The 17,136-nt window shown below is 46.7% G+C and carries 10 protein-coding genes and 3 pseudogenes; 6 read left to right on the top strand and 7 right to left on the bottom strand.

Annotated elements, in window-relative coordinates:
• Positions 1–204 precede the first annotated feature (204 nt).
• The 3 genes from J5A56_RS00880 to J5A56_RS00870 form a co-directional block, all read right to left on the bottom strand.
• A complete protein-coding gene (locus tag J5A56_RS00880; protein ID WP_211815456.1) occupies positions 205–1,779 on the bottom strand; it encodes a hypothetical protein in 1,575 nt (524 codons plus the stop codon).
• A 24-nt stretch (positions 1,780–1,803) separates the two neighbouring features.
• Positions 1,804–3,168 (bottom strand): OmpA family protein, encoded by a 1,365-nt coding sequence (locus J5A56_RS00875; RefSeq protein WP_211815455.1) that lies wholly within the window; start codon positions 3,166–3,168, stop codon positions 1,804–1,806.
• A 61-nt stretch (positions 3,169–3,229) separates the two neighbouring features.
• Entirely contained in the window at positions 3,230–3,487 is a 258-nt protein-coding gene (locus J5A56_RS00870; RefSeq protein WP_021672146.1) for a hypothetical protein, read from the bottom strand.
• A gap of 410 nt (positions 3,488–3,897) precedes the next feature.
• Here J5A56_RS00870 and J5A56_RS00865 point away from each other — a divergent pair, with 410 nt between their 5' ends.
• From J5A56_RS00865 to J5A56_RS13810, 5 genes and pseudogenes are all read left to right on the top strand, one after another.
• Complete coding sequence (locus J5A56_RS00865; protein ID WP_051305141.1) at positions 3,898–5,013, top strand: Fic family protein; 1,116 nt, start codon at positions 3,898–3,900, stop codon at positions 5,011–5,013.
• 29 nt (positions 5,014–5,042) lie between these two features.
• Complete coding sequence (locus tag J5A56_RS00860) at positions 5,043–7,925, top strand: hybrid sensor histidine kinase/response regulator transcription factor (protein WP_211815454.1); 2,883 nt, start codon at positions 5,043–5,045, stop codon at positions 7,923–7,925.
• Between the two features lie 229 nt (positions 7,926–8,154).
• Positions 8,155–8,412, top strand: a pseudogene (locus J5A56_RS00855) (hypothetical protein); the annotation flags it as partial.
• A 54-nt stretch (positions 8,413–8,466) separates the two neighbouring features.
• A complete protein-coding gene (locus J5A56_RS00850) occupies positions 8,467–8,721 on the top strand; it encodes a hypothetical protein (protein ID WP_021672574.1) in 255 nt (84 codons plus the stop codon).
• A 103-nt stretch (positions 8,722–8,824) separates the two neighbouring features.
• Positions 8,825–9,289 (top strand): annotated as a pseudogene (locus J5A56_RS13810) (transposase); the annotation flags it as partial.
• Positions 9,290–9,351: 62 nt separating this feature from the next.
• Here J5A56_RS13810 and J5A56_RS00840 read toward each other — a convergent pair.
• Positions 9,352–11,232, bottom strand: coding sequence for an IS1634 family transposase (locus tag J5A56_RS00840; RefSeq protein ID WP_211815453.1), 1,881 nt, complete (start codon positions 11,230–11,232; stop codon positions 9,352–9,354).
• Positions 11,233–11,397: 165 nt separating this feature from the next.
• On the opposite strand from J5A56_RS00840, the pseudogene J5A56_RS00835 reads away from it, so the two are divergent.
• A pseudogene (locus J5A56_RS00835) lies at positions 11,398–11,850 on the top strand (IS982 family transposase); the annotation flags it as partial.
• Between the two features lie 343 nt (positions 11,851–12,193).
• On the opposite strand, the gene J5A56_RS00830 reads toward J5A56_RS00835, so the two are convergent.
• From J5A56_RS00830 to J5A56_RS00825, 3 genes are all read right to left on the bottom strand, one after another.
• Positions 12,194–15,964: a hypothetical protein gene (locus J5A56_RS00830; protein ID WP_021670548.1), complete on the bottom strand. Its 3,771-nt coding sequence runs from the start codon at positions 15,962–15,964 to the stop codon at positions 12,194–12,196.
• Positions 15,933–16,319, bottom strand: a complete 387-nt coding sequence (locus J5A56_RS13325; RefSeq protein WP_021670547.1) for a hypothetical protein — start codon at positions 16,317–16,319, stop codon at positions 15,933–15,935. Before J5A56_RS13325 ends, J5A56_RS00830 begins: the two co-directional genes overlap by 32 nt.
• A 496-nt stretch (positions 16,320–16,815) precedes the next feature.
• Complete coding sequence (locus J5A56_RS00825) at positions 16,816–17,133, bottom strand: helix-turn-helix domain-containing protein (protein WP_021670546.1); 318 nt, start codon at positions 17,131–17,133, stop codon at positions 16,816–16,818.
• Positions 17,134–17,136 lie beyond the last annotated feature (3 nt).

Below are 17,136 nucleotides of genomic sequence, written 5' to 3'. Positions count from 1 at the left end.
GGTAAGAATGGGGTTCTTGTCATCGGCATCGTTCCCGATGCCCTTCTTCAGTCTGTAATGTCTTGAATGTCTGTTTGTGATTCTGATTTATATAGTTAAGCGGCTGAGTGTTGTTCTTATATTCCCTCCCGCCGCTGCGGACGGGAGGGAGAGGTTTTAAATCGTCAGTTTATCGCGTCATGCCTGTTTTTAGGCAAGGTGAACTCATGGGCGGACGGGCCGCACCGAATACCCGATGAAGCGGCTGTCGCTGCTACATTTGTGTTCGTCCCAAGTGAAGTCGAGGTAGACGGCGTTGTAGCTGCCCCCCGCGTAGAGCGAACTCGACCAGTAGATGCCTTCTCTGCGGGGATCGACGAGTCCGGTACCTTGGCTGTAGCCAGCGGCAGGCAGGAAGATGGAGTTGCCGTTCGTTTTGCTCTTCACTTCGTAGCCGTTCACGCCATCCTTTCTCGTCCAAGTCCAGGTGCAGTGGTCGATCAGTTCTTTGATTTCATCTGCGGTCGGCATGCGCCAGGGCGAGCCGAGCTTGGCGGTGGCGACGTCGTCGGCTGCTTCGAGGGTAGTTTTGTTGTCGCCGATGAAGTTGCCGCCGGTGTCATACCAGATACCCTCGGCCTGGCCGTCGGCGACGGTGTACTTGGTGATGTATTTCCAGTCGGACTCCCCCGTCTGCATCCACTTGTAGGTTGCCCAGGAGTAGTCGGTCTTGGGCTCGGTCTCGCCCCAGGCGTAGTACTGGCCGTGGTCGCTCGGCTTCGATGCGCCGAGGTTCTTTGTCGCCCACTTCACGGACAGACCGAGATCTACATATTCGTCCGTGGGCTGCGGTGTCGGGGGTGTTACACCTCCGCCGCCGTTGCCGATTTTCTCCTTCAGTTCCTCGAGCTTCTGGATAATCTGTGCGAGGGCTGCGGCTGCATTAGTGTTGCCGCTGTTCACAGCAGCGATGAGGCTGTTGATGGCGGCTGTCGTGTTGTTGATGGCATCGACGATGTTGCCTTGTCCCGTGCCGAGTGCCTCAATCTGCGTTTTCATCGCATTAAGGGCGGCAACCACGGCGTCGAATTTGTCGCTGTAGTTCGGCATCGCCTTGATGGCGGCCTCAATGGCAGCGAGTTTGTCGCCGTAGTCGGGCAGGTTCTCGATGGCCGTCTGGATGGCAGCGAGTTGCGAGCTGTAGTCGGGCAACGCCTTGATGGCGGCTTCGATGAGGGCGAGCTTTGCCTCGAGCGAGAGGGTCTGTGCCTTGATGGCCGCCTCGATGAGGGCGAGCTTGCTCTGGAGCGTGGTGTTCACATTGTTGATGGCCTCGGCGATGGCTGCTATCTTCTCCTGCATATCGCCTTGCAGGTTTTCGATGGCGGTGATGAGCTTGCCTGCCATCTCCTCCTGCTTGAGAGTCTGGTTCTTGATGGCGGTCTCCAAGAGGGTGAGCTTGCTCTCGAGAGTGAGGGTCTGCGCCTTCATCGCTGCCTCGATGGCTGTGAGCTTGGTCTCGAGTGTGGCATTCACGGAGTTGAGCACATCAATGATGGCCTGCAGCTTGGTCTGCTGGTCGGCGTTCATCTTGTCGATGGCCTCGGTGAGCTTCTTTATTGCTTCCTCGTTCTTCAGGAAGCCGTTGTTGATGGCCTCCACCACCTTGGTGAAGTCGTTGATGACCGACACGTTCATCGTGTAATTGATCTCGGGTGCGTCCTCCTGACACGAGATGAAGAACGCGGGTGCTGCCAACAGCATGGCGATGGCAAGCAGAATGGATTTGATTCGTTTCATCTTACTATGATTTTAAAGGGTTGTTTACTTTGTTGTTGCTTGCTTTTCCACTTTTATGGTTACCCTGCGCCCTTCGGTGGCAGGCTTACCGTTGCGCTCGCCGATGGCTGTCTGCGGGTGCAGGTCGGCCCTGTCGAAACCCTCCCTTACGAGTGCCTCTACCACACGGGCCAGGCGACGCTCGGAGAGCTGCTGGTTGTAGCCGTCTGCACCCGGCGTACTGGCCTCGGCCACGAGGGTGAGCCTATGGCCGCGCACGCTGCGGGCAAAGGCTTTGAGGTGTTCGGCCTCCTCACGGCTCATATAGGAGCTGTTGTGGGCAAACTGCACGAAGTGCGAGGGCTGCACGGTGGCGGGAGACTCTGCTTGTCTCTCTTCACAGTCGGTCAGGCGGCGTTGCAGTTCGGCCTGCTGCTGCTCTGCCCGTTGGCGGTCTGCCGCTTCGCGTTCGGCACGTGCCTTTTCCGTTGCCACGTCCCGTTGCAGGGCGTTCATGCGATCGTTGAGTGCGGAGAGTTCGCCCTCGTAGTAGGCTCGCTGCACCTTGGCACGGCTCGCCACGAAGTTGTAGCGCACGGTGGCAAGGGCGAAGATGAGGTTCTTCGGGGCGATGTCCTTGCGATTGAGAAGCCAGTCCGCCTCGCCTTTCAGTCCGACGGTGAAGCGGCGGCTCACGTCGGCCTCGATGTGGAGCGAGGCGGGAACGTAGAGCGTGTTGAACTTCTCGTGGCGGTTCGTCGTGCGCACGTTGCCCGTGATGGTTATCTCCGAGTCGTTACCGATGGTCGTACCGTCACCAATGGGCGTGGTCTGTCCGCCCTGTGTCTGCGTGTTGCTGATGTAGATGCCGTACTCGTTGCCCTTGGCAAAGGTGTAGCCTACGCCTGTACCCACCCAAATGTTCAGCCACTGCGCGCGGCGGCGGGGCCACAGCTCCATCAGGTTGAAGCCTACGCCCAGCTTGGCGTTGTGGTAGTTCATCAGGTAGTTGCCATACACCTTGACGGGCATCGTCTTGGTGTCGAGCGTGGAGAAGCGCTGCTCACGGCGGTAGCGCGACCAGAGATACTCGGCCCCCACACGCACCCACGGGCGGATGGTGAAGTCGATGCCGCTGCCCACGGCGGGCGACTGTTTGTAACTGCGTTTGGCATCGAGGTTCTGATACCACACGTCGCTTGCCCACGACAGTCCGCCCTGGGCGTAGACGCTCCAGGTGCGGGTGCGCAGCTCGCTGTTCCAGTCTCGTGGTGGCTGCGCAGCCCCATCGCCATTCGTCTGCGCCTGTGCGCCGACGGCGACGACTGCGGTGAGCAGTGCCGTGAGACCTACTCTTGTCCATCTGCCGCTGAGCGGCGGGATGAGCGGTTTCGTTTGTCTTTTGTTCATACTCAGTTTGAATTAAAAATTAAAAGGTTGATGAATGTATGTTGTCCTATTCTTTATATATTTACAGCAGGCAGCCTGTTAAGAAAGTCACGATGCGCTGCCACCATGTTCGGTGTGGCGGTGGGTCGGGAGGCTTGCGTCCCCTGTCATCGGGTGGAGGGTTCTCGGGGTGAGGGTCGCCCCCAGGGGTCATTCCGCGCCGCTCCAGCTCGATGTTGATCATCTCGCGAACGGTCTCGAGCAGTTGCATGCGGTCGTCAAGAAAACCTAAGTCTTCCTTGCCATGCCGTTTGGGGTTGCTGTCGTTCTTCCGTTTCATACTTTTTATGATTTGAACAGTTGCCGGTTTACATCCGTTGGGAAGCGTATTCCGTCTCTGTTCCTTTTCACAGTGCAAAATTAAGTACGAAAGGGGCTAACCGACCTTGCAAATCCTGCCAAAATTCTTGCACCATCGGACATTCTGCATATAGCCCATCTTGCACCATCGGACATTTTATGCTCATAACACACTGATTACAAATGAATTGCACTGACATATTTGCATATATTAACAATTGATGGTTTTGAAGCGTCAAAAAGAAAAACGACGACAAATCTACAAGTTTTTCGGGCAGGGGTGTCAGACTTCTCTTACCACCTTAGATGGTATTCTGATAAAAAAAGGTGGTCTTTTTCTTGGGTCATTCCCAAACTTTTTGTAACTTTGAGGCATAAAAATCCCGACCCATGAGACAGATACAGGAACTCTATCAGCAATGGCTGTCGCTGCAGCCCCTCTCGTCGGAAGACGAGCGGCGGCTTCGGCGAAAGTTCATGCTCGACTTCAACTTCAACAGCAACCACATCGAGGGGAACATGCTCACCTACGGACAGACGGAAGTGCTGCTGCTGCTCGGCGAGGTGGTCGGTTCGGTCAAGATGAAGGACTTGGAAGAGATGAAGGCGCACAACGTATGCCTGAAGATGATGGAGACGGAGGCGTTGAGCGACCATCCCTTGACGGAGAGCTTCATACGGAACATGCAACGCACGATGCTGCGGGAGGATTATGAGGTGTTCAGGCAGTTGCCCGGTGGCGTACAGACCAGTTATGTGGTACACGCAGGCTGCTACAAGACACGCCCGAACTCCGTCATCACTCCCACGGGAGAGCGTTTCGACTACGCCTCCCCCGAAGAGACACCAGCTTTCATGCACGACCTCGTGGACTGGTACAACCGTGTGGCGGACACCGATGAATACACCCCCATCGAACTCGCCTCGCTGTTTCATTACAGATACATCCGCATACACCCTTTTGAAGACGGCAACGGACGCATAGCCCGCTTGCTGGTGAACTTCATCCTGCTGCGCAAGCGGTATCCGATGATCGTCGTCCGCAGCAGCGACAAGCATACCTATCTCAATGCGCTCAGCGCAGCCGACGCGCAGGTAGGGACTTTCCCCTCGGACGGCGCGAACGCCACGCTGGAACAGATAAAGCCTTTTACGGTATATATGGAAAAGCAGCTTTTCGGCGAACTGATGCAGAACATAGCCTTCGTGGAGGGCAGTGCAGACCGTATATGGTTGTACAACGGCAGACTCATCTCATTCCGAAGCCCCCGTACTCCGCGCTTGCTGCATATACTTGCCGACAATCCCAGAGTCACCAACGCGGAGTTGTCCTCACAGTTGGGCATCAACACCTCGGCTGTGCAGAAGCAACTGACGACACTCTCGAAGAAGGGGTATATCGTGAAGGACAGCAACCCCAAGCGATGGCGTGTCATCGCATTGCCGACCACCTCGAAAGGAGGTACAATCAATGAAGGTGGTCAAACTAATACCGAAGAAGAATAAAATATGAGCAACCCTGAATCATCACCTATATGCAGTACTACAAACACGACCTTAGAGCCACTTTACAGCCTCGCCATGAGCTTTTTAATATTTATGGGAGGAATAAACGCAGGCGATTGATCTTAAGCGAATTAGCAGCTTTTATTTCAATCTCTTTCCTGCTCGTTTCATGCGGCAGGGAACCAACTGCTTCCACCCCCGACGAACGCAGGGCGGCTGACAGCATCGTGCGCGCCACCCGTGGAACCGACTCGCTCGCCCTGCTGCAAAAGCGGCTGGAGGGCGAGGGCGACCGGCTCGGTAGCGTCATCGCCCTGAGGGAATGGGGCAATGTCTTGCGCAACGAGAGCCACTTCGAGGAGGCGCTGCGCACCCACAGCCAGGGACTGCGGCAGGCTGAAGCCATCGGCGACACGTTGGAATGGGTACAGGCGCTGAACAACATTGGCACCGACTACCGCCGCATGGGAGTGCTCGACGTGGCGCAGGAATACCACTACCGTGCGTGGAAGCTGAGCGAGGAATGCGCCGACACGGGCACCGTGGCAAGGAAGAATCGCGTGGTGTCGCTCAACGGACTGGGCAACATCTACATGACGCTGGGCAACTACGAACGTGCCGACAGCGTGCTGCGCATGGCATTGAAAGGCGAACAGGAACTGCACAGCGCCTTGGGCCAGGCCATCAACTACGCCAACCTCGGCTCCATCTTCGAGCATCACGGAGAGATAGACTCGGCGTGGGTGTATTACCGCAAATCTATGGCGCGAAACCAAGAGGCGGGCAGCACACTCGGCATATCGCTCTGCCACACCTATTTCGGTTCTCTCTACGAAAAAGCGAGGCAATACGACAAGGCGACCGAGGAATATGAGACCGCCTACCGGATGATGCAAACCTCGAAGGACGAATGGCATGCGCTGAATTCGCTCATCGCCCTCGCCGGCATCCACAATGCGACGGGCGACGACGCCAAGGCCATGGCGTATCTGGGCCGGGCGCGACAGGTGGCGCGGACTATCAAGTCGAATGAGCACCTGGTGGAAATCTACACCTTATATTATAAGCACTATAAGCGGTTAGGCGACTACCGCACGGCTCTCTCTGCCTACGAGCAGGCCACCGCCCTGCAGGACAGCGTGCTGGACATGGAGAAAGTGAACCGCATCCAGAATACGAGCCTAAACATTGAGCGCAACCGGCAGGAAAGGGAAATGGCCGAGGCGCGGCTGAAACTGGCAAAGGAACGGACGGTACGTCACACAGGCTATGCCATCTTCGCCTTGGTGGTGCTTGCGCTGACAGGCGCGCTGGCGACTTTCTTCTACATCCAGCGCATTCATCGGCGTAACCATCTGGCGCTGAAACGCCTGTCGGCCCTGCGCGAGAACTTCTTCACCAACATCACCCACGAGTTCCGCACGCCGCTCACCGTGATCCTGGGACTGAGCCACGACTTGCAAGCCACCGAAGCAGAAGGAGTGAGCGACAAGGCACGGATCATCGAGCGGCAGGGCAAGGGCCTGCTCACGCTCATCAACCAGCTGTTGGACATCTCGAAAATCAGGTCGTCGGTGGGTAATGCCGACTGGCGCAACGGAGATATTACAGCCCACCTCACGATGATTGTGGAGACCTGCCGCGACTATGCCCGCAGCCGCAACATCGACCTGCAGTTCTTCGCCAAGGAAAAAGTGGAGATGGACTTTGTGCCCGACTATATCAATAAAGTGATGAACAACCTGCTCTCCAACGCCCTGAAGTTCACGCCCGAATACGGTAAGGTGAGCGTGGCGATGTGGCGCGAGGGGCAGTGGCTGCTTATCGACGTGGCCGACACGGGCGGCGGCATGGACAAGGAAACGCTCGCCCACGTCTTCGAGCCCTTCTACCAGGGCGAGGGCGATGCGCAGCACGTGGGAACGGGTGTGGGACTGACCCTCGTGAAGCAGATCATCGACGCCGTGGAGGGCAGCATCACGGTGGAGAGCGAGGTGGGCAAGGGCACGACATTCCACCTGTGTGTACCGATAAGGAACGAGGTACAAAATGCCGATGCCACCGAACATTTTGTGGATAGCGTATCGCTCCTGCCCGAGACGGAGGCGACACCTGCGGACAGCGAGGGCGGTGACGACCAGTTCCGCCTGCTTGTCATCGAGGACAACCGCGACATCGCCGCCTACATCGGCTCGCAGTTCACAGATCGTTACGCCGTAAGCTATGCTGCCAACGGCAAGGACGGACTGGCGAAGGCACTCGACCTTGTGCCCGACCTGATCATCTCCGACCTGATGATGCCCGGTATGGACGGATTAGAGGTGTGCCGGCAGGTGCGCGCCAACGAGATTATCAACCACGTGCCCATCATCGTGGTTACGGCGAAGATTACGGAAGAGGAACGCATACGAGGATTGGAAGCCGGAGCGGACGCCTACCTCGCCAAGCCGTTCAACGCCGACGAGCTGCGTACACGGGTGGAGAAACTGCTCGAACGCCATCATCGTCTGCGTGACAGATTCAGCAATGGCAGCCGCACGGACAAGGAGCAGGAGACGCAATTTACCGATGTTGAGCGACGCTTCCTTGCAAAGGTATCGGATGTCATATTCCTACAGCTCAGTCGTGGAAAGGAAATTGAGGTATCGCAGATTGCATCGGCCTTGTGCATGAGCGACAGACAGTTCTATCGCAAGATCAACGCCATCACCAACAGCACCCCGACGGTCTATATCCAGCGTGTGAAAATCAAGAAAGCCAAGAGCCTTCTTGACGGAGACTCGCAGATGAGTTTCAGAGAGATAGCGGACAGATGCGGATTCAACGACTATTCCAACTTTGTGCGGACATTCAAGAATGCCTATGGTGTCACACCTACGGAATACAGCCGGAGCAATGCAGGAAAAGTGTAGGAGCCGACATATACCCACCATTATCTGAAAACGCAGGGTCGTATCGACAAGAACGAGCGGAATATGCCTTCGGGTATGCTCCGCTCGTTTTGGTTTGCGTCAATATTCAGTCACTTCCATCCATATCAACGCCACAAGTACGCAGTTATCTCAAACCTCTAACATACACGGTTTCTTTGGTTTACTTTTGTCCGTGCACCGCTGTTGGTGTCATTAAAAACATTGTAATATGGACGAAAAAATCAAAGACCAAGAAGTCCTTTTGGTCAAGGATCAGAAGGACGAAAATCTCAAAGCCGTCACAGGTAGGGACGAGAAAGGCGAGCTGAAAACCGTTCCGCCTACCGCCGAGCATGAACAGAGCTTCCTGAAGTTCGACAAGCACAGCAATGCCTTGGAGAACTTCCTCTCCAACTTCATGCGGCAGTTCAAGAACCCTAACCCAAGTTTAACTGGCAAAAATATTTATGAAAATATTTTTGCCAGTTAAACTTGGGTCAAGACGGAACTTGCCGCTCTCGACCGTCAGATACAACTATCCTTGAAGCCGATTGAGCAGGGAGATGCACAGCAAGAAGAAGATAATGTAGAAGAGCAGAAGAAAATGGAAGAGAACATCTCCGGGCAGTCCCATCCGATTGAGCCTGCCGCTAACGCATCCTCCGTCTGCACGCTTTCGGCTCAAACCGACAGACAGCCCGAAAATGTGGGGCAGAGTATCCGAGGTACACAGCCCCTTACGGACGGTGTGCCGTCATTGGCAAGTAAAACTTACGTAATTAAACAGAAAATGTAATAACCTGAACTCGGGATAAGAATAATACTCAAAAAAGTTGGTAATCTCGTTATATTTTTGTAACTTTATAGTTGAATATCAATAACTTACAATTTATATAGCGATGATTACCAAAGACAAAATTACCGAAATCTTTTGTATTGCAGATGACTTTTGCAAAGAATTTGAGTCAGAAATTGATAAAATAGGACTTCCCAATGATTCCAAGTGTAAGCATCGCCGCCGTAAATGGCGTATGAGCAAGTCAGAAATCATAACCATAATGATCTGTTTCCATTTTAATTCTTATCGTAACTTTCAACATTATTATATGTTCTTTGTAAAGGAGTATCTTGCAGATATGTTTCCTCATCTGTTATCCTATAATCGTTTTTTGGAGCTTGAAGCTAGAGTATCGGTAGAAATGATGATGTTCTTGCAAATATGTTGTTTTGGAAGATGTACTGGTATTAGCTTTATTGACTCTACCTGTATCCCAGTCTGCCATAATAAACGTATTTACCGCAATAGGGTTTTTAAGGATTATGCTACCAGAGGCAAAAGCACAATGGGTTGGTATTTTGGATTTAACCCAAGTTTAACCCCCACATTCGCCTATTTCTTGCAGTCACCGTACTTTCCTCGTTTTTCTTATGGGCTCTGTGTCCTACAAATTTTATTCTTTTTGTATGGTGAGTGTTTTAAGTTCAACTTATCGTATATCTGTTTTGCTTGCTTCGAAGGACTACTACATTGGCGCATCTCGATGTTCTCTCCTAATGGATTCTTCCCTTTTGTTGTGACGAGCTTCTGGGTGCTCATACGTCGTACAATCTCGGTCCAGTAACAGGTTTCTCCTTCTCGTTTTAATTGACAACGGATGGTGTTTACCACCCAATAGGCTAATAAACCGAAGAAGAGGTGTGCGTCGCTTCTCTCATCTTTCTGATGATAGATAGGACGGAGGTTGAGATCATTCTTTAGTTGCCTGTTCGTGCATTCTATCTCACGAATGAGATTGTAGTATTCCCATGTCACGCGCTCATCAAGTGTCCTGACATTGCTGCGGAGGAAGTATATTCCGTGACCAGATTCCATTGCGGAGAGGTCTTTTATCTCCCAGTCTATGCGCAGCATCTGCTTGGGTTTCTTCTCATCTTTTATGTAGCTTATCTGATAGAACTTCGCTATAGATGGGTACTTCTGTATGGCACGTCCTGTACGTTCAACAACCTTTTCATAGGTTTTCGTTCCACCTTTCTTGGAGATTCCATCGTTTATTCTCTGCAGTTCCATCTCAAAACGCTCTCTCCAGACCCTGTTCATGGACGACTCTGTCATAGCTTTCGAAGGAGATGTTATTTCGAGATAATAATCCTTGTCATCCTCTGTCTTAACCTCTTTCAGCGTTATCTTCTGCCGACGGGCATCCATTACCGTAACACTCCTGTTATCATCACTGAGCGTATAGTCCTTCATTTTCGTACGAGATACGCAGAGATAATTGTAACCTTTTCTTTTAATCAGCTCCAAGTTCTCTTCCGTGGCAACACCTGCATCCATGACAACGAGCGTATCCTTTGTCCGTGATGGATTCTTCTTTGCCAGCGTGTCAATCATATCGGGCAGAGACTTGGGGTCTGCTGTATTACCCTCCAAGATAGAAGAATAACGTATAAAACCTTCTTTATTGATACATAGTGCAAGTACAAGTAGCTTACAGTCAGAGCGTTTTTCTTTTGACCGACCGAACTTAGCCTTGTCGCTGTTACGCTTACTGCCCTCGAAATAGAAGTTGGTTAAGTCGAAGAGCATCAACTTGTTGTCTATATTAAAGAGATCGTCAGTAACGTTGCACAGATGACGCTCTAACTGTTCCTTTAGTTCATATAATTTGTCAGTGACTTTATACAGAGAATTGATTCCTGGTGTCCAGCCAGGAACTCCACTATAAAGTTCACCAGCAGCTGAGTTATCGCGCAAATAATAATAAGACGAACGTTCAGAAACTGCATATACTGTGCGAACAATCAATGCTGACAAAGCCGTGCGGATCGTATTCTCCGTCCAGCCGTTTCTGCGCAGGAAACCCTCTAATTGCAGTTTGTCTATCGTCTGCTTGCAGAGCCACTCAGCACCGACATTCCTTGCGTCAGTATATTTTGCCGTCTCAAGGTCAACGTAGTTCTCATATTTTCTCAGCGACTTCTGCTCTTCCTTGTTAAACCTATCGATTCCACCTTCTTGCTCCATACGGCTCCACCATTCGTCAGCCTTTGCCTGTTCAATAGGAGTAAGTCCGTCAAGATGTTCCTTGAAAAGCGAGGGTGTACTTCTGTTTTTGAAGCGTTCGGTAAGTGCGTATGCAATTTTTCGAACCTGTACGGCAGTAAGTGAAGGTTCAAACCCGATGTTCAACAGAATTAGCGAATGTACATGACCCTGCACGTCACGATATGACTCCTTAATGCGATAATAAGGAGCCATGTCGCCTGTTGCAGGGTTGAATCGTGTCTGTACATTTGCGTGCATGAGTGCAAAGTAACAAAATAATTTTGATATGACGGTGTCCTACAATTCGGATTTTACTCCTCGTTACAATACCCTATGCTTGATTATCAATCATTTATAAAATTGATACTACACAAAACATCCCGAATATTTATGAAAAATATTTTTGCCAGTTAAACTTGGGTTAAACTGCACCTTATATGTAATGAACGGGGGGAAATTCTCAACTTTATGCTTACCAAAGCCAATGTAGACGATAGAGATGAAGATGTCTTTAATAGACTGACTGACAATGTGTTCGGAAAGTTATTTGCCGATAAAGGATACATCTCTAAGGGACTATTTGAAAAATTATTCAATGATGGGATTAACTTGGTAACAGGTATAAGAAGTAATATGAAAAACAAGTTAATCCCATTATATGATAGACTGCTTTTAAGAAAAAGATCTGTAATTGAAACCATCAATGACGAACTGAAGAATGTAGCTCAATTGGTCCACTCTAGACATAGAAGTGTCCTTAATTTTGCTATGAATGTATTATCAGCAATAGCTGCATATAGCTTCTTTGAAAAGAAACCTGAAATCAATTTAGATTTCTGCATAGAACAACACAGCGGTCAACTTTCTTTGTTCTAAAGAAACAGTTTGCATTTTGAGAAAAAGAATTAGCCTCAATCTAAGACGATAGAGGCTAAATGGGTTATAGGATAAATAAATCAGAGTAATAGAAAGAAACTTATCCCGAGTTCAGGTTAATAGAACATTTGTCTCATAAAGCTATAGTCACATTGCTATTTACGTAAGTTTGTCGAAAAATATATTGATAAGAATTTGATTAGTAGCGGGATTATTTGTAATGCTAAATGAATAATATCAAAAGATTACAAATTAATCTCCGCTATATTCGCTAAAGTTCGTGTTACGTAGGATATTCTTATTGTAATCAAACTGTAAGAATGTGTGTACCATTTATTATTACCTACTTATGGCTAGTCCTGAGGCTCCCTGTGACCTCACCGTCTCCTGACAATGTATAATTTCCACTAATAACCAGCCACGAAGGAAAATTTTCTGGGTAATTATGAAGCCCAATTATGTTTCTTTCACCTAGCACATACCACAAGATACGCTTATGATTATCTTTCAGATAGGAAAGTAGCGCATCCTTACGAATAAGTAAATACTTCTTTGATTTCTCAACTTCACTAGTGTCAAAACAAACCACTTTACCGTTGTCATCAGAGAATATGCCTTGTTTATCTGTAAACTTCATATCCACCCCATCGAATAATTGTTTTGAAGGTAAAAGGCATGAGAAAGCTGTTTCCTTGGAATAATCTTCTTCTGCTTCCCATAGATAATAAATAGCTGTGATCTCTATATTCCCCATAAACTCTTCAGAGTTTCTATCGTAGAGTTCCTTTTTAGTTATACCTTCAGAGTCATAGATATGATAAGCTGGAGACCAATAGTATTCACGATAAAACATTTCATACCTTTCGCTGTTTTCTGGCATCCATCTTCCACCAAAATCCTGTTTGCTAGCCCATTCGTAAATACGATTGAAGTCTGTTTCGTCAACGATGCAGCTCCTTACCTGATACCATAGCCTCTTATAGATACCATTATCATAATGTGGTTCTTCCCATGAAGGGTAGCATTCCAAAGCAAGCCATTCACATCCATCTGAATCTTTAGTTTCGATGATGGGCTCAACCGATGGTAGATCATTATCTGCATTAAGCCAGTCTACCATATCCATATCCCAGTTGGCATATTTTTCAACACTCCACCAGAAGTTATCTTTCAACTCATCTTCTGGGGATAATTCGTTAATATGGATTAATGTTGTTGGGTCTATATCACGTACAAATGGATCCCATGGTCCTTCATATTTCACCACATTATTGCTCCATGCGCCTTCTATTTTGAGGAAATTATCCGAGACACGTGCTAACAATTCATGAAACGCAAGCCACTGATACTTCTTGCCTATTCGCTCATTGGGTGTCGTTGTTCGTCCTCTTCCTGAACCAATTACCTTATCAAAAACACCATGTTTGTCTTCACTATATCCATATTTATTGATAATGAGTTTAATGGCTACATAGTTTAAGCTTTCTGCATCTATCTTCCAATTGCTCAATGCACTTTGGAAGGTGTATCTACCGAAATCTCCATAAGAGAGACTGCTATGCTCAGGAAGCATAGACATTACCATACCGCACATACCGGGCGAACCTTTATAATTACCACATTTATCCAATATAGACATAATATCTTCTTCTGTAACAACATCGAACTCAAACTTACTGTTGTAAGGAGGTCTTATTTTGTCAAGGGCAATATCTAATTCTACTCCAATTGATATTGCATATTCTATAATCTCTCGGGCATAATCACGTAGTAATATGTGTGGATAGATTTCGCCCTTTACGTCAAATATCGAGCTATATACATATAGACTTATTTCTTTAAGACTTTCTTTTGACGTGGTGCGAACTGCACAGCCGAAAGCGATGCAGTAAAGCCTTTCTTGAATGTAAGGATCATCAACCGTCTTGAATTTCTCAAATAGAGATATCAATATATTCATTCGGCTATGCAATAGCTGAATTAGAGCCTTGGTAGCTGTGTCGCGTAGCTTTCTATTTGTACTAGCTAACAACCAAGCAAGTAAGGTGACACCTAATTCAACAGATTTATCGGAAATATGAATCTTATCACTTTCATCCCATGCCCAGTTTATGATCTCCTCCATAATATTATCTTGACCACTATAAATTTGATACAGTATGGGAATCCACACTGCATCTCTATCAGCTAACTTCATTGGCGCAAGAATATGATGAAGATAGTTGGCATTAAAGTAATTCCTATGATTAAAGCTTATCTCTATAATTGTTAGAACAAATCGGTACATAAATCGACTATTACCATAAAACTGTTTGAAGTAGCTATCAAGACGAGAATCTATTGTCTTTTCGTCCCGCCATAACAAACTTGAAAGCACAGCATTAACTACATATCCTTTTTCCTTAAATTGTGGTAGAACATCGAACAATTCTTGTCCTCTACGTTCTGGCAGTAAGATGGCTAGAGCTTCAAACAACCCATTAACCTTATCTAATCTTTTGATATCTTTCAAATAACTTATAAGGCTCACCGAATCAATCTTCAAATTATTAATAATATATTCTGCCTGCAATATATTCTCAAAACGCTCGTATGAAAGATAGATACCTTCAACGTCTCCACCATCTTCGTCATAGAAGATGTTCTTACTAAAAACACCTTCTGAAATCAATAAATCGACAAGTTCCCCCTCTTTGAAAGTTCGCGGACTTATTTCCGATAATATTTCGCTTGCTTCATCTACTGATAATTCATGACAACCATTCTCTGTCAAGTATTCAATATACCTGTGAACAGCTTTCTCGACCACACTTATAGATGATGAATTTCGGATATGAGACCTGATAGACTTCTCAACACCATCAAAAAATAATTTAATTACTGAAGAGATACCCCTTATACCATCAGGTATTTTATGGTAACCATTCTTCTGCATGCCTTCACAAAACAAATGCAAGAACAAAGGATTCCGAAACTCAGGGTTTAGTAGAGGAACCGACGGATACAAAATATTGTACTCCTTAAAATATGTCAAGACAGCCTTTCGGGTATTCGCACCAAAACCTCTATGAATTGCCCTTACACAATAATCATATCCGAATTCATCCCGAGGAATAATTGCTGGTACATATGATGTACGTATACTTAAGACTAATCCTAACCATGGATGCGCACGGAAAGACTCAATAAAACTTCGTATACAGTTTGGCCATATATTCAGTCCATGTCCCTCATTAATAGCATCTATGAATACAACTAACCTATGCCCAGATATCTCTGCCTTAGCTTCAAGCGTTTCTAACAATTCTTCAGAAGATCCGTCAAAATTAAGCATTCTCATTATCTGAGTAAAAGGTTCTTCGTCTGTTGTGAACTTTTGTCCTAACAATAACAAACTATCCAATTTATCATTCTTACGCTTCTCTACAATATCAGCTAGCAAATGAGATTTACCAACACCTGCATCACCTTCTAGAATCAGTACTGGATCATTAACCAATTTCATGACTTCTTGATGAAGACCGTTGTAGACATTCAAAAGATCTACACTTAATTCATAGATTTTTTGGATTTCCCTATTAATATTTTGGCTAATATCCTTTTCTATAAGATTATAATAAATGTCCTGTACGGTATTCGCTAAGGACATCAACGATAACAAAAAATCATCTATAGGAATTTTTTCAATTCCTAAAATATCAACTTCTTTAATTCGCTCGACACTTTCCCTGACGTCTATAACCCTCTCTGTGGCTTCTTGACATTTTTCATTCTTTTCTATCTTTTGACAAGCTGATTCGGCTTTTTTCAGTTCAGTGTTAAGGAATTCTTTAAAGGATTTACCTCGTGAGAGGACTGCAAAATATTGGGCTGAACTTACCTCTATATTTAACTTGGGTGTATAGCGATTGCCAAGGTCTAGGATGGACGCCTTGTTAAATAATAAAAAATTGTCATCTGTGAATTCATTATTACCAAACCAAAAACGAAGTAGTCCTTGATTGGAAGGGATTTGAAGTCTTGCTATAAGATCTGATGACCACCAAAACTCAAAAGTAACATTGGCATTTATCTTCTGCCATCTATCTATATAACCATTGATACGCTCTTTCATACTCTTTCATACTCTTCCTACCAGAAATATGAGCATCAGAAGGATCTATAGGGACAGCAATAATGTATTTCTTCAGATTGGGATACGCACTTAAAGCCTCCTTCACAGAATTATCTATCTGCTGATACTGAGAATTATCAAAAGCATTACAAAAATATTTAGCCTGCCAGGCTATTAGGCTACCATCTTCTAGAATCCAATAACACTCTACACCTCCATCCGGCTTACCATTCCGCACAAATTTTTTTATGTATGTAATGTCCTCTTTGCGTGCCAATTGGCACACAAATTCCTCGAACCCATCGTTTAATGATCCATTGACAAGTCGAATATTATTGAAATCTATATTTTTCATAATGCAGCTTTTAAAATAATAATTTCCTAATGATTTTATATCTCAACATCAACTAATTAGTCACAACGGTCATATTACCTCATACGTTAGTATAGGATTGACTATTCTCAAGTTTGCCATTTTCATACCACATGTGACTTTAACTTAACGTGAATCCGATGAAATTAAATTGCCTAAGTTAGAAGAATAGAGTGCTATTGTAACTCTTAATGTATTTAATACTGAAAGATTACAAATAAATTGGTGCAATATTCACAGTGGACAAAGTTACGGAAATATATTTTTTTTGCAGATGAATTCGGCAAAGTATTTGATTAAATAATGAAAAATAGACTATACGTTGAGAAAAATATTGTCGTAATTCAACTATGAAAAAAAATGAATTAATGTCTTTCATTATTCCTGTTACCGTTTGTTCAACAATTTCTATACTAATATTACAAATGTGATATTCTATAATCGTGTGATTAATTTACAAGATTATAAGCAACGTATTTTATCCCCTTGCCTTTCTCTTGCGTTTCCTTTTCATGTTCTCTGTGAAATGATGTTTCATAAAGGCGGTTATCTCCGACTCCAAATACCATGTCTTATGGTAGATGATGTGGAAAGGCAGCGTCCCCGAATCTCGGTAACGCTGCAAGGTTCGCTTGCTGACTTGCAGCATCATACAGACCTCCTGATTGTCCAAGAGCGGCTCGCCGTTGAGCATCGGACATTGGGGAATATCGGGAATGGTCTGCTTCAGATGGTCGAAACGGCTCATGATCCGGTCCATCCATTCAAGAAAAGTTTCTTTGTCCAATAGTTCCATACG

The sequence above is a fragment of the Prevotella melaninogenica genome (assembly GCF_018128065.1).
Lineage (GTDB): Bacteria > Bacteroidota > Bacteroidia > Bacteroidales > Bacteroidaceae > Prevotella.
The sequence above is the reverse complement of the archived record's forward strand: the minus strand, read 5'-3'. Positions and strand labels throughout refer to the sequence as shown.